This is a genomic window from Calidifontibacter terrae (assembly GCF_054778835.1).
Genome location: NZ_BAAGZF010000001.1, coordinates 491,357 through 514,817 on the forward strand (window position 1 = coordinate 491,357; position 23,461 = coordinate 514,817).

The following is a 23,461-nucleotide window of genomic DNA, read 5'->3' on the forward strand; positions in this document are numbered from 1 at the left end:
TCAGATACCTCCGACGAAGCGGCCGGGCGTGAGTAGGTGGTCAGGGTCGAACTGGTCCTTGACGCGCCGCATCAACTCAAGGTTGGGGATCGGACCCCAGACATCAACGTTCTCCCGAACGGCGCGTGGCGCATCAAGTACGACGACGCTGCCGCCGCGAGCGGCGGCGCGTAGACCGCGCAAGCCATGGCTGATCTCGGGCAGGTCCAGACCGTCCGGGACGGCCGCGTGGAGCACCCCCGCGCCGAACGAGCCTTGCAAGATCCAGCCAAGGGCTCGCGCCTCGGCGGCGACCTGGGCCACGGCTGACAGGGCGCAGGTGATCTTCAGTCCAGTGCCGATGCCGACACGCCACGGGTAGGAATGGGTCCAGTCCGGGCGAGCTGCAATCTGTCCGCCGATCAGGTCGGCGACCCGTCGAGCGCGATGTTCGACGCCCGCTTCGGTGCCCTCAAGATGGACCGCGAGGGTGATCGCGCAGCCGGGCTCGGCATGCAGTTCAAGGGCGCTGGGGGCGTCCTGTGTATGGGTCACCTCGCGCAGCACAGTCTCGAGACCGTTATCGACCGTGGCGGTGACCCACGCCTGCGCCCGCGGCACAGGATGGAGTCGGAAGGTGGCGTCCGCGATGGCCGCGAGGGTGCCGTACGAACCCACCATCAACTTGCCGAGGTCATAACCGGCGACATTTTTGACGACTTTGCCGCCGGCGCGGGCGATGGTTCCGTCGGCGAGCACCACGGTGATCCCGATCAGCAGGTCGCGAGTGGTGCCGGCGAGTTGGCGCAACGGTCCGCTGGGGTTGGTTGCGACCAGTCCGCCGACCGTGGTGCCGCTCACAACCTCGTCCACCGCGAGGCGCTGGCCGCCGGTCGCAACGTGTGCGTTCAGGGTGGCGAGCGAGCAGCCGGCCTGCGCCGCGACGATCAGGTCGCCGGGCTGGTGTTCCAAGACGGAGTTCATCGCGCGTAGATCCACCACCACGTCGGGTGTGGGCGCGGCGGAACCCCAGGTCAACTTGCTGCCGTTGCCCCGGACGGCGACGGTCGCCCCAGCCGCGTGGGTCGCGGCAAGGAAACCGGACAGTTGCTCGGTCGAGGTGGCCCGCGCGATCAGCTGCGGAACCGCGCCGTCGTAGGCTTCGTCATCGGTGCCGCGACGGGCCTCGCCGACCGTGCAGAGATCCTCCAGCAGGGTCATCAGAACAGGTCCGCTTTTCCGGCGTACGGCTGCGGATCCCCCGCGCGCGCTCGACGCGGGACCTCCCCGCACAACCGCGGTGTCGGGTAGATCTTGCCGGGGTTGGAGATGCCGGCCGGATCGAACGCGCAGCGGACCCGCTGCATGGTGTCGAGGTCGATCTCGGTGAACATCTTCGGCATGTGTTTGGCCTTGTCGGAACCGACTCCGTGTTCACCGGTGATGGAGCCACCGTGAGCCAGGCAGAGGTCGAGGATTTGACCCGAGACCTCCTCGGCCCGCTCGTCCTGACCTGGCACCGAACCGTCGAAGAGCACCAGAGGATGCAGATTTCCATCGCCGGCGTGGAACACGTTGGCCACTCGCACCCCGGCCCGGTCGGCGAGTTCAGACATAGCCGCGAGCACCTCCGGCAGTGCGGTGCGTGGAATGACGCCGTCCTGCACGATGTAGTCGGGCGAGATGCGACCCACCGCGGCGAAAGCGGACTTGCGGCCGCGCCAAATCGCGGCGCGGTCCTGCGCGTCGGCGGCGAGCCGAATCTCGAAGGCGTCGTGATCGCGACACATCGCTTGCGCCGCTTGTGACTCGCTTTCGACCTCCGCCTCGGGGCCGTCGAGTTCGACGACCAATACCGCGCCCGCACCGGCGGGATAGTTGCAGCTCACCGCGGCCTCGGCTGCCTCGATGGCCAGCGCGTCCATCATCTCGATCGCCGCCGGGACGATGCCCGCGCCGATGATCGCCGACACCGCGGCACCGGCTGCGTCGGTGGTGTGGAAACCGGCCAGGAAGGTCTGGACGGATTCGGGGGAACGCAGCAGTCGTACGGTCACGTTGGTCGTCACCCCGAGCGTGCCCTCCGATCCCACGAAGGCGCCCAACAGGTCGTAGCCAGGGGCGTCCGGCGCTCGCTGGCCGAGGGTGACCTGCTGGCCGTCGGGCAACACCACGTCGGCGCTGAGCACGTGATTGCTGGTGAAGCCGTATTTGAGGCAGTGGGCGCCGCCGGAATTCTCTGCGACGTTGCCGCCGATCGAACAGATCTGTTGACTCGATGGGTCTGGGGCGAAGTAATAGCCCTGCGAGGAACTCGCCTGTGTCACAGAAAGATTGATGACTCCAGGGTCAACCACTGCGCGTTGGTCGACGCGGGAGACCTCGTGGATGGCGCGGAAGCCGCTGGTGACGATCAGCACCCCATCGGCGCGGGGGAGAGCCCCGCCGGACAAGCCCGTGCCCGAGCCGCGAGCCACGAACGGCACCTCGTGTGCGGCGCATGCCGCAACCGCCTTCTGGATGTCTTCGGCGTCGTCGGCCAAGACGACCACAGCCGGCGTGACGCGGTGGATAAGAAGTCCGTCGCAGTCGTACGCGGTCAGTTCGGCGGGGTCGGTCAACACCTTGCGACGCGGCAGGGCGGCGTGCAGGGCCTCGATCACGGCCGGGACGGCGCTCGGATTTTGGGTAAGCACGTTCGCTCCTCCGTTAATGGTCCGGCCAAACGTAACCCGGATCACACAGGAAGGGTGAGTTGAGTCACTTCGCAGGTAGCTGATTCGTCAGTAACCCGTGCCACCGGCAGACTGGATCGGTGACAGATGCCCCACTTCCCGCACCCGCGGCCCGGACCTCCCATGTCGGTTTCGCCCTCGTCGCGCTGGCCCTTGGTGGGTTTGCGATCGGCACGACCGAGTTCGTCACCATGGGGCTGCTGCCTCAGATCGCCGACGGCGTCGGTATCTCCATCCCGACCGCCGGCCACGTTGTATCGGCCTACGCGCTAGGTGTTGTGGTCGGTGCCCCGTTGATTGCCACGCTCGCTGCCCGATGGCCGCGGCGGGTGCAGCTGATCTCCCTGATGATCGCGTTCGCGGTGGCCAACATCGCCTCGGCGATGACCTCGAGCTACGGCTGGCTGATGGTCGCGCGCTTCTTCGCCGGGCTGCCGCACGGCGCCTACTTCGGCATCGGGTCGGTCGTGGCTGCGTCGCTGGTGGAGCCGCATCGTCGTACCTGGGCGGTGTCGATGATGCTGGCTGGTCTCACGGTCGCGAACATCGTCGGGGTGCCGCTGGCAACCGTGCTCGGCCAGAACCTCGGCTGGCAGGTGCCGTATGTATTTGTCGGGGTGATCGCGCTGCTGTGCGTGGTGGCCGTGCGCCTCTGGGTGCCGCCGCAGCCCGCCGACCCGAAGGCGTCGGCCGCCGCGGAACTGAGCGCGCTGCGCCGGCCGCAGGTCTGGCTGGCGCTCGGCATCGGGACAGTCGGGTTCGGCGGAATGTTCGCGACCTTCTCCTACATCACCCCGACACTGACGAACCTGTCCGGTTTCCAGGAGCATGCGGTGCCGCTGGTCCTGGTTGTCTACGGCGTCGGCATGACCATCGGCGCGACCATTGCCGGCCGGGTTGCCCAGCGCGGGTTGATGCGCGGCATCTTCGGCACCCTCGCCGCCATCGCGGTCTTGCTGGCGGTCTTCGGATTCATGGCGCACACCATGGTGACGGCGGTCGTGGCGGTTTTCCTGCTCGGATTTCTGCCCACGATCCTGGTCCCGATGCTGCAGACCCGGCTGATGGACGTGGCCCATGAAGGGCAATCTCTGGCCGCCGCGCTCAACCACTCGACGTTGAACATGGCCAACGCGCTGGGCGCATGGCTCGGCAGTGTGGTCCTGAGTTCCGGGTATGGGTACGAGTGGCCCAGTCGAGTCGGTGCGGTTCTGGCGGTGGGCGGGCTGGGAATCACCGCGATCTCGGCCGTCCTGCAACGCCGTACGACCGCCTGAACAGCAGCGTGCCCCGCCCGGGAACTGGACGGGGCATGAACGCTTGCGCGTGACTAGGCGCGCGGGGTGAGCGTGATGGCAACCGAGTTGCCTGGTCCCGACATCTGGCCGGACACAACTGAGTTCATGGCGCCGAGCAGGCCACAGCCGCTGAACTGCGGGATCGTGAAGCTTCCGGACAGCTTGAGCGGGTCAAACAGTCCGCCCATCTTCCCGGTGAGGTTCATCGTGACCGGGGTGCTGGTCTTGCAGGTGGAACCGACCAAGTTGGTCACCTTGGCCGGACCCGACAGCTTGGTGATGTGGAAGTTCACCTTCTGGGTGATGTGCACCAGCTGGTTCTTGTCGACATATCCGGTCGCCCTGGCGGTCGGTTCGACGGCCACCGTCGCGTAGGCGAGGGGCAGGCTGCCCAGGCTCAGCGCGGGAGTGGTCACCGGCGCGAGCGCAAGGTCGGAGGTGAGCGTGTTGTTGTCGAGCGTGTAGTACGTCGTGTCCGTGCCCGTCGTCGTGACGGTCTTGCCCATCTTGGCGATCGTCGTGGAGGCGGACGCGTTGTACTTCAGCGTCCAGACCGTCGTGGCGGACGCACCGGGGCTGGTGGCGACGACAACGGCGCCAATGGTGGAAGCTGCGGCTACGGTCAGAGTTGCGCGGCGGGCGAGCGGCTTCATGCGAACTCCTTCAAGTGTGCGGTCAGTCGGTGGTTCCGTTGGGACTACTACTCGACGGTAACAAGTTGTGAGCTGGTTGACGTCGAACTCCGGCGTCACCTTCTGGGCAGCATTCGTTCGAGCGTCCGGCTCGGTCTGCAGGAGCCGCCAGGCCCAGTCCTGCGCGACCGGATCGACCACCGTCGCCGACGTGGGAGACTGGAGCGATCTGTCGTACGACCGCTACCCGCGAAGAAGTCTCGAGGAACCCGTCAACGTGGCACCCATGGCCAAGAACTCGCTGCAGCCCGCAGCGACCCCGCCGTCCCAGATCCGCAACTTCTGCATCATCGCCCACATCGACCACGGCAAGTCGACGCTGGCTGACCGGATGTTGCAGATCACTGGGGTCGTCGAGGAGCGCGCGATGCGGGCGCAATACCTCGACCGGATGGACATCGAGCGTGAGCGCGGGATCACGATCAAAAGCCAGGCCGTCCGGATGCCGTGGGAGCTGGCTGACGAGACCATCTGCCTGAACATGATCGACACCCCTGGACACGTCGACTTCACCTACGAGGTGTCGCGCTCGCTGGCCGCCTGTGAAGGTGCGGTCCTGCTGGTGGATGCAGCGCAGGGCATCGAGGCCCAGACCCTCGCGAACCTCTATCTCGCGATGGAGAACGAACTGACGATCATTCCGGTGCTGAACAAGATCGATCTGCCGGCGGCGCAGCCGGAGAAATATGCCGCCGAGCTGGCGGGTCTGATCGGCTGTGACCCCGACGACGTGTTGCGGGTGTCCGGCAAGACCGGAGCCGGGGTGGAGGAACTGCTCGACCAGATCGTCCGCCAGATCCCGGCCCCCCAGGGCGATGCCGACAAGCCCGCCCGCGCGATGATTTTCGACTCGGTCTACGACACCTACCGCGGTGTGGTCACCTACGTGCGAGTGATCGACGGAAGCTTGAGCCCGCGCGAGCGGATCCAGATGATGTCGACGAAGGCCACTCACGAACTGCTGGAGATCGGCGTGATCTCGCCCGAACCGGTCCCGGCCAAGGGACTCGGAGTCGGCGAGGTGGGCTATCTGATCACCGGTGTGAAGGATGTACGCCAGTCCCGCGTCGGTGACACCGTCACTTCTGCGCGCGACGGGGCGACCCAGGCACTGGGCGGCTACCGCGACCCGAAGCCGATGGTTTTCTCCGGGCTCTACCCGATCGACGGTTCGGACTACCCGGTGTTGCGCGACGCGCTCGACCGGCTCAAGTTGAACGACGCCGCATTGGTCTACGAGCCCGAGACCTCCGCCGCGCTCGGCTTCGGCTTCCGCGTTGGCTTCCTGGGGATGCTCCACCTGGAGATCGTTCGGGAGCGGCTCGAGCGCGAATTCTCGCTCGATCTGATCTCGACGCTGCCGTCGGTGGTCTACGAGGTGAAGCTCGACGACGGTCGCGTGGTCACCGTCACCAACCCTTCGGAGTTCCCCGAGGGCAAGATCGACTCGATCACCGAGCCGGTGGTCCGCTCCACGATCCTGGCGCCCAGCGAGTTCATCGGCGCGATCATGGAACTGTGCCAGTCGCGTCGAGGCACCCTGCGCGGCATGGACTATCTCTCCGAAGACCGCGTCGAGATGCGTTACACGCTGCCGCTGGCGGAGATCGTGTTCGACTTCTTCGACTCGCTGAAGTCAAAGACCCGTGGTTATGCCTCGCTCGACTACGAACCCGATGGTGACCAGGTGGCCGATCTGGTCAAGGTCGACATCCTGCTTCAGGGCGACACGGTCGACGCGTTCAGCAATGTTGTCCACCGCGACAGGGCCTATGCCTACGGCGTCGAGATGGCCGGCAAGCTGAAGGAACTCATTCCGCGCCAGCAGTTCGAGGTGCCGATTCAGGCTGCCATCGGCGCCCGCGTCATCGCTCGCGAAAACATTCGGGCGATCCGCAAGGATGTCCTGGCCAAGTGCTACGGCGGCGACATCAGCCGTAAGCGCAAGCTGCTGGAGAAACAGAAGGAGGGCAAGAAGCGGATGAAGATGGTTGGCTCTGTCGAGGTCCCGCAGGAAGCCTTCATCGCCGCTTTGTCCCAGGACGCTCCCGAGCCAAAGAAGAAGTGACCGTGCGCGAGCGACACCTTGATTCGGTCGTGCCACTCACCGCCGACGGTCGTCCGGTGGCCAGGAACCGCTCCTTCACCCGGCGCGGTGGCCGTATGCCGGAGCGTCACGAGAAGGTGATGGTCGATCACGGTCCGACGTACGTGCTCGATCTGCCGTTGAACGGCACAGACACCGCGCTCGTGGCCGACTATCACTTCGACCGTGCCGAAGCTTTCGGCCGTGAAGCTCCGCTGATCGTTGAAATCGGCTCGGGGGCTGGCGACTGCGTCGTCCATGCCGCAGCCGCGCGGCCGGATCTGGACTTCCTGGCGTTTGAGGTTTGGCGACCCGGAGTTGCGCACACCATCGCGAAGGCCGTTGCCGCCGAGGTGACGAACCTGCGGATCGCGATCGCTGACGCCGCGTGGTCGTTGCCACTGATGATGGAGCCGGGTTCGCTGCACGAAGTGTGGACCTTCTTCCCCGACCCGTGGCCCAAGAAGAAGCACCACAAGCGCCGGATGGTGCAACCGAAATTTGCCCTGCAGATTGCCGAACTCCTTGAACCGCTGGGGAGTTGGCGTCTCGCGACGGATTGGGCCGACTATGCCTGGCAGATGCGTGACGTGGTGGAGGATTGCCCCGAGCTGGTCAACCCACACGCCGGCCGGCTGGCCGATCCCGGTGACCCGGAGGTCGACCCTGCCGGAAACCGAGGCGGGTTCGCCCCGCGCTTCGAACTGCGGCCCATCACCAGGTTCGAGGGCAAGGGGCTTCGGGTCAATCGGGTGGTCCGCGATCTTCAGGTGACGACCCGCTAACCCCTACCCATGAGTAACATCTGGGTATGACTGCGACCTACGATCTTTATCGCCGCCTGTCCGACAAGCCATTCGGCGGGGCGATGTTCGACCTCGGCTTCAGCTTGAAGGCGCCCTACTTCGCCAGTGTGCGACCACGCGTGGTCACCATGGAGCCGAATCACAGCGAGGTGCGGATCAAGAAGCGTCGTGCCGTTCAGAACCACATCGGAACGGTTCACGCCATTGCCGTTGCGAACGGTCTGGAGGCCGCCATGGGGCTGCTCTGTGAAGCCACCGTTCCGGCGGGAATGCGATGGATTCCCAAGGGAATTGAGCTCGACTACCTGGCGAAAGTGCCCACAAACGTTCGCTGCGAGGCGACCACCGCGGCGGCCGACTGGGCCCAGGAGCCACCGTTCCAGGTCGATGTCATCTGTGTCGCTCGCATTGACGACGGCACCGAGGTCGTACGCGGCGTCATCCCGGTGTGGGTGACAGCTTCACGCTGATCCGCGGCCGGCGATCTGCACCAGGTCGGCGGCAACGCCGGTCAGAAGGCGCGGTCCGGTCCAGACCGCGTGCAGCGGCCGGCGGATCCGCGCCGCGAGCGGCACGGTGACCAACGTCCCTGCCGCGAGTGCGTCGGTGACCGCCAGCCGGCTGAGCACCGCGGGCGCAGCGCCCGAGGCGACGCTGACTCGTACGGCGGCATTGCTGGGCATCTCCAGATAGGGCTCGATGGGGGAGCCAAGCGCCTCGTCGAGCGCAACGCGGGTTCCCGAGCCCGATTCGCGGGTGATCAACGGGGTATCGGCCAATTCTTCGAGCGGCACCGCGCGGCGGCGCTTTGCCCAGACGTGGTGCGGAGCGACGACCAGAACCATTTCGTCGACTGCTACCCGCCGGTGGTGAACCCCCGGCGGAACGGTTGGATGCTCGATGAAGCCGAGCGCTGCGCGACCTTCTCGAAGGTCGTCGACCACGTCATGTGAGTTGTGCACGTGGACCACCACGGTCGTCTCCGGGCGTTCCCGGCGAAGGGTGGCGAGCCATGTCGGAAGGAGATGCTCGGCAACCGTTTGGCTGGCGGCGACCGTGAGGCTCTGTTGTCCGTCGTTGCGCAGCGAGGCTGCCGTGTCCAGCAGGGAACGGCAAGCGTCGAGAGTTGCGCGCGCCCGCTCGACCAACACCACCCCGGCCGGAGTGAGTGTTGATCCACGCGCACCGCGAACCACCAGGTCACACCCCAACTGTCGTTCCAGTCGACTCAACGATCGGGTGGCGTTCGGTTGGGCCATGTCGACGGCGCGAGCCGCGGCGCCCACACTGCCGTGGTCGGCGATGGCAACCAGGAGTTCGAGCGCGGTGGTGTCGGGCCACGTTGGCATATGCGCAGGATATGCCGTCATGCGCATGTAGGGGCTACCGCCGCCCCCGTGGATCGACCAATCTGGAGTCATGTCCACTGCTGTCTGTGCACGGCCCACCCGCGCCGTGGTCCATGACGTCGGCTCAGTCCTACCCGGATTGTTGGTCGCCGTCTTCGTCGCCTGCCTCGCCGCCCTGCTCGGTTCCTGGCTGCCGCTGGTCGGTGGCCCGGTGTTCGGCATCGTCCTTGGCATCGTGTTCGCCTCGACCGTGCCCGCGCTGCGAGCCCCAGCTCTTGCCGCGGGGCGCACGTTTGCAGCGCAACAGGTGCTTCAGGCCTCGATCGTGGTGCTCGGCACAGGTTTGTCGCTGCACCAGGTTGTCCAGGTGGGTGGCTCGTCACTGCCGGTGATGGTGGGGACTCTCGCCGTGGCCTTGGGTGGCGCGGCACTGATCGGCCGGGCGCTGCGGGTCGAGCGCGACGTACGGACCTTGATCGGCGTCGGAACGGGCATCTGCGGTGCGTCGGCCATTGCTGCCGCCACCGCCGTCACCCGGCCCAAGGATGCCGATGTGGGCTACGCCATCGGCACCATCTTCGTGTTCAACATCGCGGCGGTGCTCTCTTTCCCAGTTCTCGGCCATCTGTTCGGGATGGGCGGTCACGCGTTCGGTCTGTGGAGCGGAACGGCCGTGAACGACACGTCTTCCGTTGTCGCGGCGGCATATTCGTTCGGCGACGGGGCGGGACCATACGCGATCGTGGTGAAGCTGACCCGCTCGCTGATGATCATCCCGGTGACCGTCGTGCTCGCCTGGCTGACCGCGCGCCGGTCCGGCAACACCACCGCCGGCGTGCCGTGGCGGCGGGTGATTCCCGGGTTCCTGGTTGGTTTCCTGGTGGCTGCTGCGCTGAACTCACTCGGTGTGGTGCCTGCCGCCTGGCACCCGTCGCTAACCGCCTTTGGCACCTTCCTGATCACGGTTGCGTTGGCCGGGATCGGTCTGTCGTTGCGCCTGGGCGAGCTGCGGCGAGCGGGCGTGCGTCCGCTGCTGCTCGGCGGAATCTTGTGGGTGCTGGTGGCCTGTTCGAGCCTTGGCCTGCAGGCCTTGACCGGAACCTGGTGACACGCCGGGTTGTCGGTGCCGCCCTCTAGCCTCAGGTGATGAAGGAGACCGCAGCCCATATGCAGGCATTGCAGGAGTTGCTGGATGCGTCGGTCAGCCGCTCGACCGAACATTTGCGCAGCATCATCAACGACGACCGGGTGGTTGCGGCTGGTGACGTGGTGCGCGCGTTGACCGGGATGAAGGTGATCTCGGTGGCGACCGTTACCGCCCGCGGCGAGCCGCGGATCAGCGCGCTAGATGGCCACTTCCTGTTCGGAAGTTGGACTTTCTCGACCGCCGGAGACGCGGCGAAGGCAGGCCACCTGCAGCAGCGACCGGCGGTGAGCGTGTCGTACGTCGACGGCGAGGCCTTCGCGTTGTTCGCCCACGGTGACGCCGAGCGGTTGTTGCCCGACCACCCCGATTTCCCGCCGATCCACGAGCATTGGAGCGCCCACTACGGCAGCTCACCGTTGGATTGGGGCCCCGACATCCGGTTCTATCGACTGCGACCGCACTGGATGGTTGCCTACGCCGCCGACCGTGAGGCCTGGCGTGGAACGTTGCCCGCTCCGGCTGGGTGACAATGGAGCAATGCCTAGCGCTCTTCCCGATGGTGAACCCGTCCCGACCGACGGATCCCTACCCGCAGCGGCGGTGGCGACCGCGGGGGAGCGCCCGTTCGGCGCGTACGTCCATATCCCGTTCTGCCGGGTGCGCTGCGGCTATTGCGACTTCAACACCTACACGCTGACTGAGCTGGGTGGCCATGGCGCAAGTGTTGACACCTACGCCGACGCAGTCGCTGCCGAGATCGAACTCGCCGCGTCGGTTTTGCCCTCCCGCCCACCGATCGACACGGTCTTTTTCGGTGGGGGAACGCCGACGATGCTGCCGGCCACGGATTTGGTGCGGATTCTGGATCGGCTCCGCGACCGGTTTGGGTTCGCTGCGGATGTTGAGGTGACCACCGAGGCGAACCCCGACTCAGTGACCCCGCAGTCCTTGGCCGTGCTGGCCGAGGGCGGATTCACTCGAGTGTCGTTCGGCATGCAGTCTGCGGTTCCCCACGTCTTGCACACCCTCGAACGCACCCACGATCCGGCCAATGTGAGTCGAGCGCTCGCGGCGGCCCGTGGAGCGGGCCTCGCGGTGAGCCTCGACCTGATCTATGGCACGCCGGGGGAGTCACTAGCCGACTGGCGCACCTCGCTCGAGACGGCGATCGATCTCGAACCCGGTCACCTCAGCGCCTACGCGCTCGTCGTGGAAGACGGCACCAAGTTGGCCGCGCAGGTCCGGCGCGGTCAGGTGACGATGCCCGACGACGACGATGAGGCTGACAAATACGAACTGGCCGACGCGTTGCTGTCGGCCGCGGGTTACGGCTGGTACGAAGTCTCGAACTGGGCCACCGACGCCTCGTTGCGTTGCCGCCACAACGAGCTGTACTGGTCGGATGCGAACTGGTGGGGCTTCGGGCCCGGCGCCCACAGCCACGTCGGCGGCGTTCGCTGGTGGAACGTAAAGCACCCTTCCGCCTATGCCTCCCGATTGCGGGAAACCCAATCCCCAGGCGCCGGGCGCGAGTTGCTCACCGACACTCAGCGGTATGAAGAGCAGGTGTTGCTCGGCATCCGCCGCAGCGTCGGACTTGCCGTCGATTCCCTTGCCGCGCAAGGACGTACGGCAGTCGCTGGGCTCATCGCGGACGGCCTGGTCGAGGGCTCGACGGTGCTTCGCGAGCGGCGGCTGGTGCTGACCGTGCGCGGTCGGCTGCTCGCGGACACCGTCGTGCGGCGGCTCCTCGGGTTCTGAGCGCGGCGGGCAGGAATGCCGGGCTCGTTGCGACGTATCGGCGGCGCGGCTGGGCGCCGGGGGAGGGCTTACAAGTCCAGCCCGAGATCCAGGCAGGTCACGCTGTGGGTCAGCGCGCCGACGGAGATGATCTGGGCGCCGGCTTCGGCCAGGCCGCGTACGGTCTGCTCGTTCACCCCGCCGGACACCTCCACGGTGATCGGGGCGGGATGGGCGCGCAGCAGTTCGACGGCTGCGCGGATCTGGTCGGGGACCATGTTGTCCAGCAGCACCCCGTTGACCACCGGCGGGAGGTGGTTGGCGATCCGGGCGGCGTCGTAGGCCAGGACGACCTGCAACTGGTCGATGGTGTCGACCTCGATCTCGACGAGCACCATGTGGCCAGCGCGAGCGGCGAGCCGGTCGAGCACTGCCAGGAGACCGCCACCGAGACCAATGTGGTTGTCCTTCACCAGGATTGCGTCATGCAGTCCGAACCGGTGGTTCACCCCGCCGCCGTCGACGACAGCCGCCTTCTCCAGTGCGCGCAGCCCGGGAGTTGTCTTGCGGGTGTCCGCGATCCTGGCGGCGGTGCCGTCGACGAGCTTGACCATCGATGCCGTACGGCTGGCAATGCCGCTGAGGTGGCCGATCAGGTTCAGCGCGGTCCGCTCGGCGGTGAGGATCGATGCCGATGAACCGCTGATCGACGCGACGACGGTGCCTCGCGTGATCCGGTCGCCGTCGCGGACCGACCAACTGCAGGCCAGCGTGGGGTCGACCGTCGTGAAGACGCGGTCGGCCACCGTGACGCCGGAGATGACGCCCTCTTCGCGGGCGACGATGTGAGCCACGCCCGTGGCATCGCGATCGACGGTGGCGGCTGTTGTGATGTCGCCGGCCAATCCGAGGTCTTCGTTGAGGGCGACAGCGATGACGCGGTCGAGTTCGGTGCGGTTCATGCCGAGGCCACCTCGAGTTCGGAAACCAGCGCGGGGTCGTCGGCGCGGCGGTGCGCGCCGACGCTATGCGGGTGGAGCAGGGCCGAACGGGCCACCAGCCAGGTGGCGTACGCAGTGTCGTCGCCGCGATGTGCGCTGAGCGTGTCGACCACATGTTCCAGGGCCGATCCGTCACGGATCACCCCACATGATCCCCCGATGAGGCGGCGAATTTCGCTGCGGGCCAACGGATTCGGGTCGATCGATCGCGGTACTACTGTCGCTGGGTCGACTGGCAAGACATCGGCGGACCACCGGCGAACGTCGGCCGTGGCCAGGTCGAGCGCGGCGGCTCGACCGGTGACGACCGCTTCGAGCAGCGAGTTGGAAGCCAGCCGGTTCGCCCCATGCAGACCGGTGCGCGAGACCTCACCCACCGCCCACAACCCAGCAACCGAGGTCCGCGCCCGAGCGTCGGTCGTGACGCCGCCCATCGCGTAGTGCAGTGCCGGTCGCACCGGCAGCAGGTCGTGGGCAATGTCGAAGCCGAACCGGTCGCAGGAGGCGGCGACGGTGGTGAACCGCTCGCGCACCTGCGGGATCGCGCGCACGTCGAGGCGCACCGCGCGGCCCTCCTGCAGCTTCTCCCACACCGCGGCAGCGACGACGTCACGCGGCTGCAACTCTTCGACGAACCGTTCGCCGTCGGCGAGCAGCAGGGCGCCGGCGCCACGCAGGGCCTCGGTGAGCAGCGGGTTCGGGTCGGCGTCGACGTCGAGCGCGGTCGGGTGGAACTGCACGAGGTGCAGGTCGTCGGTGCGCGCCCCGGCGCGGGCGGCGAGCGCGACGCCTTGACCGAGGGCCTGCGCCGGGTTGGTGGTGGTCGGCCACAGACCGCCCATCCCGCCGGTGGCGAGCACCACCCGAGATGTCGACAACCGATAGATGTCGTCGTCCGGACCGGCCACCAGCAGGCCGGTCACCCGCCCACCCTCGGTCACCAGATCGACCACTCGGTGGCCCTCGCGCAGGTCGACTGAAGGCAGAGCCGCGACGATTCCGGCGAGGGTTCCGGTGACGGTGGCCCCGGAGGAGTCGCCGGCGTGGGCGACGCGGGACCGACTGTGGCCACCTTCGAGGGCGAGGTCGTACGACCCGTCGGCGGCGCGGTCGAACGGCACCCCCAACTCATCCAGCAGTCGTACGGTGTCCGGTGCTGCGTCGGTGATCCGCGCGATCGCGCGAGTGTCCCCGGCGTAGGCGCCGGCGCGCAGCGTGTCGGCGGCGTGCAACTCGGGGGAGTCGTCCGCCGACAGCGCAGCGGCGATACCGCCTTGGGCCCACATGCTCGCGGCCTGCTCGGTGATCCGGCCCGGGGTGAGCAGGATGCACCGCTGTGGGGAAAGGGCCCACGCGGTGGCCAATCCGGCGAGGCCGGAGCCGATGACGACGGGGCGGTCGATCTGCATCACTTCACCGCCAGCATCCGCTCGATGGCCCGGCGCGCCGGCTCCTCGAGCAGCGGGTCGAGCGTGATCTCGTGGGTGCCGGTCTCCAGGCATCGACGGATCGCGGTGAGCGTGTTGCGCTTCATGTGCGGGCAGAGGTTGCAGGGGCGTACGAAGTCGACGTCGGGGTGTTCGGCGGCGACGTTGTCGCTCATCGAGCATTCGGTGATCAGCGCGACGTTGCGCGGCTTGTTGATCGCGACGAACTCGATCATCTGAGCGGTCGACCCCGCGAAGTCCGAGACCGCAACGACCTCGGGCGGGCACTCGGGGTGAGCGATGACGGTGACGCCCGGGTTCCCGTCGCGGATGTCCGCGATGTCCTTCGGGCTGAACCGTTCGTGCACCTCGCAGGCGCCAGGGTGGGTGATGACTTCCACGCCGGTGCGCGCCGCGATGTTCCGGGCGAGGTATTGGTCGGGGATCATGATCACCTTGTTGACGCCGAGGCTCTCGATCACTTCGACCGCGTTCCCGGAGGTGCAGCAAATGTCGCTGGCGGCCTTCACCGCCGCAGACGTGTTCACGTAGGTCACCACCGGAACGCCGGGGTGTTCGGCGCGCAGGGCTGCGATATCGGCCGGGGTGATGCTCTCGGCGAGCGAGCAGCCGGAGCGCAGGTCGGGCAGCAACACCCGCTTGGCCGGGTTCAACAGCTTCGCCGTCTCGGCCATGAAGTGCACGCCGGCCAAAACGATCGTTCCGGCCCGTACGGTCTGCGCCTCGCGGGCGAGGGCGAGGGAGTCACCAACGATGTCGGCGACGCCGTGAAAGACCTCGGGCGTCATGTAGTTGTGCGCGAGGATCACCGCGTCGTGGTCGCGCTTGAGCTGCTCGATCGCCGCGATCTCGGGCTCGAAGACGGCCCATTCGACCTCGGGGATGATGTTGCGGACCTTGTCGTACGTCGTTGTCGTCATGGCGACCCCTCGGCTAGTTCTGCTCACTGTGAGCAAAAGCTTAAGTTGAGCATAACAGACGGACGTTGGACAACGGATCACCGCTCGGGGGCGGCAGAAGTTACGTTCGATCCCGAGGAGCTGCGCCAAGAGTGCGCAGTAGGGATCCTGCGGATGGCGTGAAGGGGAGGCGTGGATGAACACGACGACACGACGACTCGCGAAGATGCCGTGGCTGCAACCGGTTGAGCGAGACCACCATCAAGATGCCCGCAGCTTCCGCCGTCGGCAGATCGTGACGGCGGCAACGATGGTGATCACCGGCACTGCGCGACGGGTCAAGGGCGGCGTCCAGTCGCCGATGATCATTCAGCTGATCTGGACCAGTGAGACGATCGTGGTGCTGCCGCCTTTGACACGATGGGCTGGGGCCGAATGGGCCCGGCTGACCGATCGACTGATCCAGGAGGCAACGGTATGAGCGAACGTTTGGCACTTGTGACGGGTGCCACCGGCTATGTCGGCGGCGAAGTGGCGCAGGAGTTGCTGCGTCGCGGTTGGCGCGTGCGCTTGCTCAGTCGTCACGCTGACGCCGTCCGTGACTTGCCGTGGGGTGGGCTGGTCGTTCCGGACGGTGAGCCCGCAACGCCCGGCCGTGCGCAGGTGGTGGAGGGCGACGCGACCGATCCCCAAGCTGTCGCCGAGGCGCTCGCTGACGTCGACGTCGCCTGGTATCTCCTGCACTCCATGGGTCAGGGTGATGACTTCGCGCAGGCCGAAGAGCGGATGGCGACCACATTTGCCGACGCGGCTCGCGCGCAACAGGTCTCACGCATTGTCTTCCTGGGCGGACTGCACCCGCGGGATGAAGAACTGTCCGAGCATCTCGCCTCCCGAGTCGCCGTCGGCAAGATCCTGCTCGACTCAGGTGTGCCAACTGCAGCATTGCAGGCCGGCGTCGTTATTGGGGCAGAGTCTGCGTCGTTCGTGATGATGCGCCATCTCGCCGAGCGGTTGCCGGCGATCGTCGCGCCGCGATGGGTCCGCAATCGCATCCAGCCGATCGCGGTGACGGATGCCGTCCACTACCTGGTTGCCGCCGCGGATCTGCCGCCCGACCTCAACCGCACCTTCGACATCGGGGGACCGGAGGCGCTGCGTTATGGCGAGATGATCAGCCGTTATGCCCGGGCCACCGGGCGCCTACCGCGCCCGGCGTTCATCGCGCCGGTGACCACCGCGAACCTTGGCGCGCGCTGGATCGGACTCGTCACGCCGGTGGGAACCGAGTTGGCGAAGCCGCTGGTCGGGAGCCTGTTGCACGACACTGTCGTTCAGGAACGCGACCTTGACGAGCTGGTGGGTCCGCCGCCGGGCGGAGTTCTGCCGTTCGATGAGGCCGTACGTCGGGCCGCGCCCCAGGATCACCAGCACCGCTGGGTCCGTACGCTCGCCGCCACGACAGCGGCCGTCGCGGCGACGGCCCTGGTTGGCGGGGCGGCGACTGACCCCTCGAGTAGGTGGTATCGAGAGCTGCGCACCCCGTCTTGGCAGCCACCTGCTGTTGCCTTTCCGTTGGTCTGGACTGCGCTCTACACCGATATCGCCCTGGTTTCCGCCCTCAGCCTGGCTGACCTCGCCGAGACGGGGCGATCCACCGAACGGCGTTCGTACGCAGTCGCATTGGGGGCGAACCTCGCTCTCAATGCGGGATGGAGCATCCTGTTTTTCGGCCGCCACCGGCCAACCACGGCGGCGTTCGAGGCTGTCGCCCTCGCGGTGAGCAGCGCAGATCTGGTTCGCCGCTCTCGCGCAGTGTCACCGGAGAAGGGCGCGGTGCTGGCGCCGTACGCGCTGTGGACCGGATTCGCGGCTGTGCTGACCGCGCGCATCGGATCGCTCAACCGTCGCCGCTGACCTGGCTGGGTTGACTCAGCGAGCGCGCGGCAGCGGGAGTTTGGTTCCGGCTTGCAGTCGCTCGGCGTGAACCTCGCGCCGGAAGCGGTAGAGGCGGGCTGGGCGACCACCGGTGGAGTGGTCGATCTCGTCGGTCTGCTCGACCAACTGGTGTTGGTTCTCCACGACTCGGCGGAAGTTCTGTTTGTGCATGGTCTGCCCGGCGAGCGCCTCGACGACCGCCTGCAACCGACCGAGGGTGAACGTCGGCGGCAACAACTCGAACACCACCGGCCTGTATTGCAATGTGGAGCGCAGTCGGGAGAGCGCGGTGGCCAGGATTCGCCGGTGGTCCATCGACATTCCACTGCCAGTGTCGATGGATCGATCTGCGGCAGAAGGAGATTCGTCGACCAGCCCAGCTTCCCATAGCAGTTCGTAGCGTTGTAGCACCAGCTCCGGTCGCCAGAGGTCTGGGCCCGTGGCGAAGAGATGATCGGCCCGCTGCGCGAGGTCGCTGCCGACTGTGGCCAAACTCGCGCGCAGCTCACGGCAGAGGTCGTCGGAGGCGGGTGAGCGGCGGTCTTCCCACGGCAGTAGCGCATAGACAGGCCGCCAGCCGGGATCGGCGGAGGGCCGGGTCAGGCCGAGGTAGGAGATCGAAATCGACCGGGCGGCCGCGCTCGAACGGCCCAGGTCAGCGAACGTGTAGAGCTGTTCGATGTGACCCAGGGCCTGGCCGGTCTGTTCCTCTGCGAAGGCGCGCACACCGTTCTGCAACGAATGGTGGTCGGTGCGCAGCGGCCCGGACGGTAGGTGCAGCGGCTCGCCCGCGGCGAGCACCATGGGTTCCTCGCCCACCGACAGGACCACCGCAACCAGTTCGGCGGCGAGTGCGGCGGCGGAGATGTCGTGGGGCACGGGCTTAACCGTAATCGGTCAGACCGGGGCGGTGACGAAGTCGATGAGCTCCTCGACGCGCCCCAGGAGTTCGGGCTGCAGATCGGCGTACGAGGTGACGGTTCCCAGGATCCGCTTCCACCCGCGGGCGACGTCGGCCTGGGTGTTATGCGGCCAGCCGAGTTCGGCCAGGATGCCGTGTTTCCAGGAGGTGCCGCGCGGGATCACCGGCCAGGCCTCCCACCCCAGGCGCTCGGGCCGAACGCTCTGCCAGACATCGATGTAGGGGTGCCCGAGGATCAACACGTGATCGCGGGCCTGGGGCACCTTGCGGGCGACCTGGACGATCCGGTCTTCCTTCGACCCGGTCACCAGGTGGTCGACCAGCACCCCCATCCGGCGCTGCGCCGTGGGGTTGAAGTCGCGGATCACGCTCGCCAGGTCATCGACCCCGTCGAGCATCTCGACGACGACACCTTCAACGCGCAGGTCGTCACCCCACACCTTTTCGACCAGTTCGGCGTCGTGTTTTCCCTCGACGAAGATCCGCGAGCCGAGGGCGACACGCGCCTGCTGGCCGGCCACGGCCACCGAGCCACTCGCGGTGCGGGAGGTCGCCTGCCGGGCGGCCGAAAGTGCTTGAGCGTCAGCCGGTTTCGGCCGTACGAGGGTGGCGGGACGACCGTCGATCAGGAAGCCTGCGCCGAGGGGGAACGCCTTGAGTTTGCCGCGTCGGTCTTCCAGGTGGACGACGTGCATGCCGCCGGCCTTCTCCACCCGTACGACCGCGCCGACATAGCCGGACTCGGCATCCTCGACCACCAGGTCTTTCTCCGCGGGGACATCGACCGAGCGGCCGCGCTTGGGTGCGCGCCAGTCGCTGGAGAGGATGTCGCTGCCGTATCGGTCGTAACTCACCGCGCCACCGTAGGACGCGATGAACGTCACCCGGGAGGGGACACGCCCGAGCGCGCGGACGACGTAGAATTGGCACTCGATTGTCCAGAGTGCCAAACGGCGGGAGGTGCCATGAGCGAGGAACGACGACTTGATGTGTTGCGCGCGATCGTGCAGGACTATGTCGCCACGTCCGAACCCGTGGGCAGTAAGGCGCTGCTTGATCGCCACCACCTCGGGGTTAGCGCCGCCACGATCCGCAACGACATGGCGGCGTTGGAGGAGGAGGGGCTGATCAGCGCCCCGCACACCTCCGCTGGACGGGTGCCTACCGATGCCGGCTACCGGCGGTTCGTTGACCGGATCGACAACATGAAGCCGCTGTCGCGCCCCGAGCGCGGCGCGATCGAGACCTTCCTGGAGCAGGCGGCCGATCTGGACGACGTCGTCGACCGGACCGTACGACTGCTGTCGTCATTGACCCAGCAGGTCGCGGTGATGCAATACCCGACGCTGAATCGGGCGACCGTTCGCCACATCGAATTGGTGTCGTTGACCGAGATGCGGTTGATGACGGTGATCATCCTGTCGACCGGCCGGGTTCACCAACGGGTCGTCAGCGTGGCTCACGACCCGGCCGCGGTCGATCGCCTTCGCACGATCGTCAACGAGCAGGTCCAGGGGAAGCACCTCGCCGACGCGTCGGTGGCGTTGCTCGACTGGGGCGCAACCACTCAGTCTGAGGCGAATGAACCGCTGCGGTCTTCGGTGGCCGGCATCGCAGCCGCTCTTGGCGACGAGCGTGAAGAGCGAGTCGTGATGGCTGGAACGGCCAATCTGGCGCGCGCCGGCGGCGACTTTGCCCGCTCCGTCGGCCCAGTGCTCGATGCGCTGGAAGAACATGTGGTGCTCCTGCGGTTGTTCCAGCAGATGGCCGCCGACGACATGGTGATGGTCAGCATTGGTGAAGAGAACACCGTTCAGGGGCTGGAAGGCCTGGGCAGCACCTCCATCGTCAGCACCCGCTACACCGCGGGCGGTCTGGGAGTGCTGGGCCCAACCCGGATGGACTACCCGACAACGATGGCGGCGGTTCGCGCTGTCGCCCGCTACGTGTCCGAGATCCTCGAGCAGTAAAGGAAGTTCGTGAACGACTACTACGCCGACCTCGGCGTGACCAAGGACGCCTCTCCGGAGGAGATCAAGCGCGCCTACCGTAAGCAGGCCCGCCGATTGCACCCCGACGTGAACCCCGGCCCGGAAGCGGAGGCCGAGTTCAAGAAGATCTCGCAGGCCTACGAGGTGTTGTCCGACGCCGACAAACGCCAGCAGTACGACATGGGTGCCGATCCGTACGGCGGTGCCACCGGCGGTTTCGGCGGCAACTTCAGCTTCACCGACATCATGGACGCGTTCTTCGGTGGCGGTGCCGCTGGTGGCTCCGCAGGTCCGCGATCGCGCGTGCAGCGCGGCCAGGACGCCCTCATCCCGCTGAACGTCGACCTGTCGACTGCCGTCTTCGGCAGCAACGAAGACCTGTCGTTCGACACTGCCGTGCTGTGTGAGACCTGCCAGGGCGACGGTGCTCGGCCGGGCACCGGACGGCACACCTGCGATGTCTGCCACGGCGTTGGTCAGGTGCAGCAGGTCCAGCGCACCTTCCTGGGCCAGGTCATGGCCACTCGCCCCTGCGGCGCGTGTCGTGGGGTCGGGGAGATCATCGAGTCCCCGTGTGTCGACTGCTCCGGCGAGGGCCGTCGCCGCGACCGCCGTGTAGTGACCATCAAGATCCCGGCCGGTGTCGACACCGGCACTCGCATTCAGCTGACCGGCGAGGGCGAAATCGGCCCCGGCGGCGGCCCCCACGGCGACCTGTACGTCGAGATCCGGGTGCGCAAGCACGCCACCTTCCAGCGTCAGGGCGACGACCTGCACTGCTCGGTCGACTTGCCGATGACGGCCGCTGCCCTGGGCGCGAGCCTGCCGCTGGAGACCCTCGATGGGCAGCGCGACGTCGCGATCGAGGCCGGCACCCAGCCGGGCGACGTGATCACCCTGAGGGGCCTGGGGGTGACCCACCTGCGGATGAACACTCGCGGTGACCTTCATGTCCACGCGAACGTCCGCACTCCCACCAAACTCGATGCGGCACAACAGGATCTGCTGCGTCAGCTGGCGGAGGTCCGCGGTGAGGAGACGCCCGAGGCGAACTTCCAGCGCGCGGACAAGGGGCTGTTCGGCAAGATCCGCGACGTCTGGGCGGGCAAGTGACCGCACCCCTGTTCCTGCTCGACGAGGGCCGGCTGGCGAATGTATTGGCCGGTCAGCTCGTCGCGTTGGAGGGGGCCGAGGGGCGCCATGCCGCCACGGTGAAGCGGCTTGCGCCGGGGGAGCAGGTGCTGCTCGCCGACGGCTCCGGAACGGTCGCTGACGGGGTTGTGGTCGCGGCCGGCAACGACCGGCTGGACGTGCGGGTCGAGGCCGTGGGCGATGCCTCACCCGGTCTGCCCCACGTCACGCTCGTTCAGGCCTTGGCCAAGGGTGACCGCGATGACCAGGCAATCGAGGCCGCCACCGAACTCGGGGTAGACGTGGTCGTGCCTTGGCAGGCCGAGCGGTCGATCGTGCAGTGGAAGGGCGAACGCGGCGCGAAGGCGGCGCGCAAATGGGAGCAGGTCGTCCGAGCGGCTGCCAAGCAGTCCCGCCGGGCGACGGTGCCTACCGTCGCGCCCTTGCTTGCTCGCGGTGGTCTGACCCAATTGTGTTCGGACGCAACGGTGTTGGTTCTCCACGAGGATGCTGAGACTTCCATCTCGTCGATCGAGGTCGGCGCCGAGCCGGTAGTGCTCGTCGTTGGGCCCGAGGGCGGCATCACCCCCACGGAACTCGACCTGCTCACCGCGGCCGGGGCACACACCGTACGGCTGGGTCCACATGTCCTGCGATCCTCCAGCGCCGGCCCCGCGGCGCTCGCCGTCGTGATGAGCCGTACGCGCTGGGCGCGCTGAGCCCCACCAGCGGGTTTTCCGGATGAACGCTGACCCGCCGGACCGTAGAATGGGATACACGATGACAGACAGCGACCATCAGACCCTTGCGACCTCCCACACCGTCACGATCCCGCCAGACGTGCAGATGGTGCAGTTGCTCGGACCCCGCGACGAACTGCTGACCACGATGGAGCGCGCGTTCCCGCGACTGGACATCCACGTGCGCGGCAACGAACTGCACCTGCAGGGTGACCCCGGCGACATGGCCCTGGTGGAAGACCTGCTCGATGAGCTGGTCACCATCGTCGACGGTGGACACCCGCTGAATCGCGATGCCGTCGAGCGCTCCATCAGCATGCTGCGCGGCCACACCCAGGACCGTCCCGCCGATGTGTTGACGATGAACATTGTCAGCAGTCGCGGCCGCACCATCCGGCCCAAGACCGTCGGTCAGAAGGAATATGTCGATGCGATAGACAAGAACACGATCGTCTTCGGCATCGGACCAGCCGGCACCGGCAAGACCTACCTTGCAATGGCGAAGGCGGTTGCTGCGCTGCAGGCCAAGGAGGTCAAGCGGATCGTCCTGACGCGACCCGCGGTCGAGGCCGGTGAGCGACTCGGCTTCCTGCCGGGAACGCTGAACGACAAGATCGACCCTTACCTGAGGCCGCTCTACGACGCGCTGCACGACATGGTCGACCCCGAGTCGATTCCGCGGCTGATGGCCAGCGGAACGGTCGAGGTTGCGCCGCTGGCTTATATGCGCGGCCGTACGATCAACGACGCCTACATCATCCTCGACGAGGCGCAGAACACTTCGGCCGAACAGATGAAGATGTTCCTCACCCGCCTTGGGTTCGGCTCGAAAATGGTCGTCACCGGTGACGTCACCCAGGTCGATCTGCCGGGCGGAACCATCTCGGGTCTGCGAACGGTGCAGGACATTCTCGAGGGTGTCGACGACGTGCACTTCTCCCACCTGACCGCCCAAGACGTCGTGCGCCACCGCCTGGTGGGAGCGATCGTGGAGGCCTACGGCGTCTATGACGCCAAGGGCCGCTCCGGCCCGCGTCGCAGCGCGACCCCGGGCGAGGAGCGTTCATGAGCATCGACGTTCTCAACGAGACCGACGTCGAGGTCGACCTTGATGAGTTGCACGACTGCGCCGTCTGGACGATGCAGGAGATGCGCGTTCACCCCGAGGCGGACTTGGCGATCACCATCATCGACGAAGCGGCGATGGAGGTCCTGCACGTCAAGTGGATGGACCTGCCGGGTCCGACCGACGTGATGAGCTTCCCGATGGACGAGTTGCGTCCGGGCCGCGATGGCGAGGAGCCCGACGAGGGCATCCTCGGCGACCTTGTCCTGTGTCCCACAGTGGCCGCTCAACAGGCCGAGCAGGCCGGTCACACTACCGAGGAAGAGCTGCTGCTCCTTACCGTCCACGGGATCCTGCACCTGCTCGGATTCGACCACGCCGAACCGCAGGAACGGCGCGAGATGTTCGACCTGCAACGCACCCTGTTGTTGACCTTCCTGGCGCGCCGGCCCCGTTCCGGCCACACGATCACCCCGCCGTCGGGGGAGTGACC

General features: G+C 67.0%; 23 protein-coding genes. 14 read left to right on the top strand and 9 right to left on the bottom strand.

Annotated elements, in window-relative coordinates; translation table 11 throughout:
* Together ACYU98_RS02385 and ACYU98_RS02390 are read right to left on the bottom strand one after the other, a co-directional pair.
* Positions 1 to 1,200, bottom strand: a complete 1,200-nt coding sequence (locus tag ACYU98_RS02385; protein ID WP_460466574.1) for an FAD-binding oxidoreductase — start codon at positions 1,198 to 1,200, stop codon at positions 1 to 3.
* A complete protein-coding gene (locus ACYU98_RS02390; protein ID WP_460466575.1) occupies positions 1,200 to 2,675 on the bottom strand; it encodes an FAD-linked oxidase C-terminal domain-containing protein in 1,476 nt (491 codons plus the stop codon). Before ACYU98_RS02390 ends, ACYU98_RS02385 begins: the two co-directional genes overlap by 1 nt.
* A 119-nt stretch (positions 2,676 to 2,794) precedes the next feature.
* On the opposite strand from ACYU98_RS02390, the gene ACYU98_RS02395 reads away from it, so the two are divergent.
* The gene (locus ACYU98_RS02395; RefSeq protein ID WP_460466576.1) at positions 2,795 to 3,991 is read left to right on the top strand and encodes an MFS transporter; all 1,197 of its coding nucleotides are present in this window, start codon (positions 2,795 to 2,797) and stop codon (positions 3,989 to 3,991) included.
* 53 nt (positions 3,992 to 4,044) lie between these two features.
* Here ACYU98_RS02395 and ACYU98_RS02400 read toward each other — a convergent pair whose 3' ends face one another.
* The gene (locus ACYU98_RS02400) at positions 4,045 to 4,665 is read right to left on the bottom strand and encodes a hypothetical protein (protein WP_460466577.1); all 621 of its coding nucleotides are present in this window, start codon (positions 4,663 to 4,665) and stop codon (positions 4,045 to 4,047) included.
* Positions 4,666 to 4,930: 265 nt separating this feature from the next.
* Here ACYU98_RS02400 and lepA point away from each other — a divergent pair, with 265 nt between their 5' ends.
* From lepA to ACYU98_RS02415, 3 genes are read left to right on the top strand one after another with little or no spacing between them, the layout of a single operon-like run.
* On the top strand, positions 4,931 to 6,772 hold the full coding sequence (gene lepA / locus ACYU98_RS02405; RefSeq protein ID WP_460466640.1) for a translation elongation factor 4: 1,842 nt from the start codon (positions 4,931 to 4,933) through the stop codon (positions 6,770 to 6,772).
* A 2-nt stretch (positions 6,773 to 6,774) separates the two neighbouring features.
* Positions 6,775 to 7,575 (top strand): tRNA (guanosine(46)-N7)-methyltransferase TrmB, encoded by an 801-nt coding sequence (trmB, locus tag ACYU98_RS02410; RefSeq protein WP_460466578.1) that lies wholly within the window; start codon positions 6,775 to 6,777, stop codon positions 7,573 to 7,575.
* A gap of 26 nt (positions 7,576 to 7,601) precedes the next feature.
* The gene (locus ACYU98_RS02415) at positions 7,602 to 8,066 is read left to right on the top strand and encodes a hotdog fold domain-containing protein (protein WP_460466579.1); all 465 of its coding nucleotides are present in this window, start codon (positions 7,602 to 7,604) and stop codon (positions 8,064 to 8,066) included.
* Here the strand turns inward: ACYU98_RS02415 and ACYU98_RS02420 are convergent.
* A complete protein-coding gene (locus ACYU98_RS02420) occupies positions 8,058 to 8,945 on the bottom strand; it encodes a LysR family transcriptional regulator (protein WP_460466580.1) in 888 nt (295 codons plus the stop codon). The genes ACYU98_RS02415 and ACYU98_RS02420 overlap by 9 nt on opposite strands.
* 70 nt (positions 8,946 to 9,015) lie before the next feature.
* Here ACYU98_RS02420 and ACYU98_RS02425 point away from each other — a divergent pair, with 70 nt between their 5' ends.
* From ACYU98_RS02425 to hemW, 3 genes are read left to right on the top strand one after another with little or no spacing between them, the layout of a single operon-like run.
* The gene (locus ACYU98_RS02425) at positions 9,016 to 10,053 is read left to right on the top strand and encodes a YeiH family protein (RefSeq protein WP_460466581.1); all 1,038 of its coding nucleotides are present in this window, start codon (positions 9,016 to 9,018) and stop codon (positions 10,051 to 10,053) included.
* A 38-nt stretch (positions 10,054 to 10,091) separates the two neighbouring features.
* Positions 10,092 to 10,619, top strand: a complete 528-nt coding sequence (locus ACYU98_RS02430) for a pyridoxamine 5'-phosphate oxidase family protein (protein ID WP_460466582.1) — start codon at positions 10,092 to 10,094, stop codon at positions 10,617 to 10,619.
* 10 nt (positions 10,620 to 10,629) lie between these two features.
* Positions 10,630 to 11,853, top strand: a complete 1,224-nt coding sequence (gene hemW / locus ACYU98_RS02435) for a radical SAM family heme chaperone HemW (RefSeq protein WP_460466583.1) — start codon at positions 10,630 to 10,632, stop codon at positions 11,851 to 11,853.
* Positions 11,854 to 11,921: 68 nt separating this feature from the next.
* Here the strand turns inward: hemW and nadC are convergent, their stop codons facing one another.
* Genes nadC through nadA form a run of 3 tightly spaced genes read right to left on the bottom strand, consistent with a single transcriptional unit; the run spans position 11,922 to position 15,201 of the window.
* Positions 11,922 to 12,794, bottom strand: a complete 873-nt coding sequence (gene nadC, locus ACYU98_RS02440) for a carboxylating nicotinate-nucleotide diphosphorylase (protein WP_460466584.1) — start codon at positions 12,792 to 12,794, stop codon at positions 11,922 to 11,924.
* A complete protein-coding gene (locus tag ACYU98_RS02445; RefSeq protein WP_460466585.1) occupies positions 12,791 to 14,242 on the bottom strand; it encodes an L-aspartate oxidase in 1,452 nt (483 codons plus the stop codon). The genes nadC and ACYU98_RS02445 overlap by 4 nt, the downstream gene beginning before the upstream one ends.
* Positions 14,242 to 15,201 (bottom strand): quinolinate synthase NadA, encoded by a 960-nt coding sequence (nadA, locus tag ACYU98_RS02450; protein ID WP_460466586.1) that lies wholly within the window; start codon positions 15,199 to 15,201, stop codon positions 14,242 to 14,244. The genes ACYU98_RS02445 and nadA overlap by 1 nt, the downstream gene beginning before the upstream one ends.
* Before the next feature lie 175 nt (positions 15,202 to 15,376).
* Between nadA and ACYU98_RS02455 the strand changes: the two genes are divergently transcribed.
* The gene (locus ACYU98_RS02455; protein WP_460466587.1) at positions 15,377 to 15,661 is read left to right on the top strand and encodes a hypothetical protein; all 285 of its coding nucleotides are present in this window, start codon (positions 15,377 to 15,379) and stop codon (positions 15,659 to 15,661) included.
* Positions 15,658 to 17,097, top strand: a complete 1,440-nt coding sequence (locus tag ACYU98_RS02460; protein ID WP_460466588.1) for a tryptophan-rich sensory protein — start codon at positions 15,658 to 15,660, stop codon at positions 17,095 to 17,097. Before ACYU98_RS02455 ends, ACYU98_RS02460 begins: the two co-directional genes overlap by 4 nt.
* A 15-nt stretch (positions 17,098 to 17,112) precedes the next feature.
* Here the strand turns inward: ACYU98_RS02460 and ACYU98_RS02465 are convergent, their stop codons facing one another.
* Together ACYU98_RS02465 and ACYU98_RS02470 are read right to left on the bottom strand one after the other, a co-directional pair.
* Positions 17,113 to 17,997 carry an NUDIX hydrolase gene (locus ACYU98_RS02465; RefSeq protein WP_460466589.1) on the bottom strand — a complete coding sequence of 295 codons (885 nt, stop codon included), beginning with the start codon at positions 17,995 to 17,997 and terminating at the stop codon, positions 17,113 to 17,115.
* An 18-nt stretch (positions 17,998 to 18,015) separates the two neighbouring features.
* Positions 18,016 to 18,894 (bottom strand): DUF3097 domain-containing protein, encoded by an 879-nt coding sequence (locus ACYU98_RS02470; RefSeq protein ID WP_460466590.1) that lies wholly within the window; start codon positions 18,892 to 18,894, stop codon positions 18,016 to 18,018.
* Between the two features lie 111 nt (positions 18,895 to 19,005).
* Between ACYU98_RS02470 and hrcA the strand changes: the two genes are divergently transcribed.
* The 5 genes from hrcA to ybeY all read left to right on the top strand — a co-directional run bounded on the left by hrcA (position 19,006) and on the right by ybeY (position 23,459).
* A complete protein-coding gene (hrcA, locus tag ACYU98_RS02475) occupies positions 19,006 to 20,010 on the top strand; it encodes a heat-inducible transcriptional repressor HrcA (RefSeq protein ID WP_460466591.1) in 1,005 nt (334 codons plus the stop codon).
* A 9-nt stretch (positions 20,011 to 20,019) separates the two neighbouring features.
* Positions 20,020 to 21,144, top strand: a complete 1,125-nt coding sequence (gene dnaJ / locus ACYU98_RS02480; RefSeq protein ID WP_460466592.1) for a molecular chaperone DnaJ — start codon at positions 20,020 to 20,022, stop codon at positions 21,142 to 21,144.
* Positions 21,141 to 21,881: a 16S rRNA (uracil(1498)-N(3))-methyltransferase gene (locus ACYU98_RS02485; protein ID WP_460466593.1), complete on the top strand. Its 741-nt coding sequence runs from the start codon at positions 21,141 to 21,143 to the stop codon at positions 21,879 to 21,881. Before dnaJ ends, ACYU98_RS02485 begins: the two co-directional genes overlap by 4 nt.
* A gap of 61 nt (positions 21,882 to 21,942) precedes the next feature.
* A complete protein-coding gene (locus ACYU98_RS02490; RefSeq protein WP_460466594.1) occupies positions 21,943 to 22,971 on the top strand; it encodes a PhoH family protein in 1,029 nt (342 codons plus the stop codon).
* Positions 22,968 to 23,459, top strand: a complete 492-nt coding sequence (ybeY, locus tag ACYU98_RS02495) for an rRNA maturation RNase YbeY (RefSeq protein WP_460466595.1) — start codon at positions 22,968 to 22,970, stop codon at positions 23,457 to 23,459. The genes ACYU98_RS02490 and ybeY overlap by 4 nt, the downstream gene beginning before the upstream one ends.
* The last annotated feature ends 2 nt before the right edge of the window (positions 23,460 to 23,461 follow it).

Bases quoted from the DNA above. Each gene is read 5' to 3' on its own strand.
- ACYU98_RS02385 (WP_460466574.1), bottom strand. From the start codon at position 1,200: ATGACCCTGCTGGAGGATCTCTGCACGGTCGGCGAGGCCCGTCGCGGC.
- ACYU98_RS02400 (WP_460466577.1), bottom strand. From the start codon at position 4,665: ATGAAGCCGCTCGCCCGCCGCGCAACTCTGACCGTAGCCGCAGCTTCC.
- lepA (WP_460466640.1), top strand. From the start codon at position 4,931: ATGGCCAAGAACTCGCTGCAGCCCGCAGCGACCCCGCCGTCCCAGATC.
- ACYU98_RS02415 (WP_460466579.1), top strand. From the start codon at position 7,602: ATGACTGCGACCTACGATCTTTATCGCCGCCTGTCCGACAAGCCATTC.
- ACYU98_RS02420 (WP_460466580.1), bottom strand. From the start codon at position 8,945: ATGCCAACGTGGCCCGACACCACCGCGCTCGAACTCCTGGTTGCCATC.
- ACYU98_RS02425 (WP_460466581.1), top strand. From the start codon at position 9,016: ATGTCCACTGCTGTCTGTGCACGGCCCACCCGCGCCGTGGTCCATGAC.
- ACYU98_RS02430 (WP_460466582.1), top strand. From the start codon at position 10,092: ATGAAGGAGACCGCAGCCCATATGCAGGCATTGCAGGAGTTGCTGGAT.
- hemW (WP_460466583.1), top strand. From the start codon at position 10,630: ATGCCTAGCGCTCTTCCCGATGGTGAACCCGTCCCGACCGACGGATCC.
- nadC (WP_460466584.1), bottom strand. From the start codon at position 12,794: ATGAACCGCACCGAACTCGACCGCGTCATCGCTGTCGCCCTCAACGAA.
- ACYU98_RS02445 (WP_460466585.1), bottom strand. From the start codon at position 14,242: ATGCAGATCGACCGCCCCGTCGTCATCGGCTCCGGCCTCGCCGGATTG.
- nadA (WP_460466586.1), bottom strand. From the start codon at position 15,201: ATGACGACAACGACGTACGACAAGGTCCGCAACATCATCCCCGAGGTC.
- ACYU98_RS02455 (WP_460466587.1), top strand. From the start codon at position 15,377: ATGAACACGACGACACGACGACTCGCGAAGATGCCGTGGCTGCAACCG.
- ACYU98_RS02460 (WP_460466588.1), top strand. From the start codon at position 15,658: ATGAGCGAACGTTTGGCACTTGTGACGGGTGCCACCGGCTATGTCGGC.
- hrcA (WP_460466591.1), top strand. From the start codon at position 19,006: ATGAGCGAGGAACGACGACTTGATGTGTTGCGCGCGATCGTGCAGGAC.
- ACYU98_RS02490 (WP_460466594.1), top strand. From the start codon at position 21,943: ATGACAGACAGCGACCATCAGACCCTTGCGACCTCCCACACCGTCACG.
- ybeY (WP_460466595.1), top strand. From the start codon at position 22,968: ATGAGCATCGACGTTCTCAACGAGACCGACGTCGAGGTCGACCTTGAT.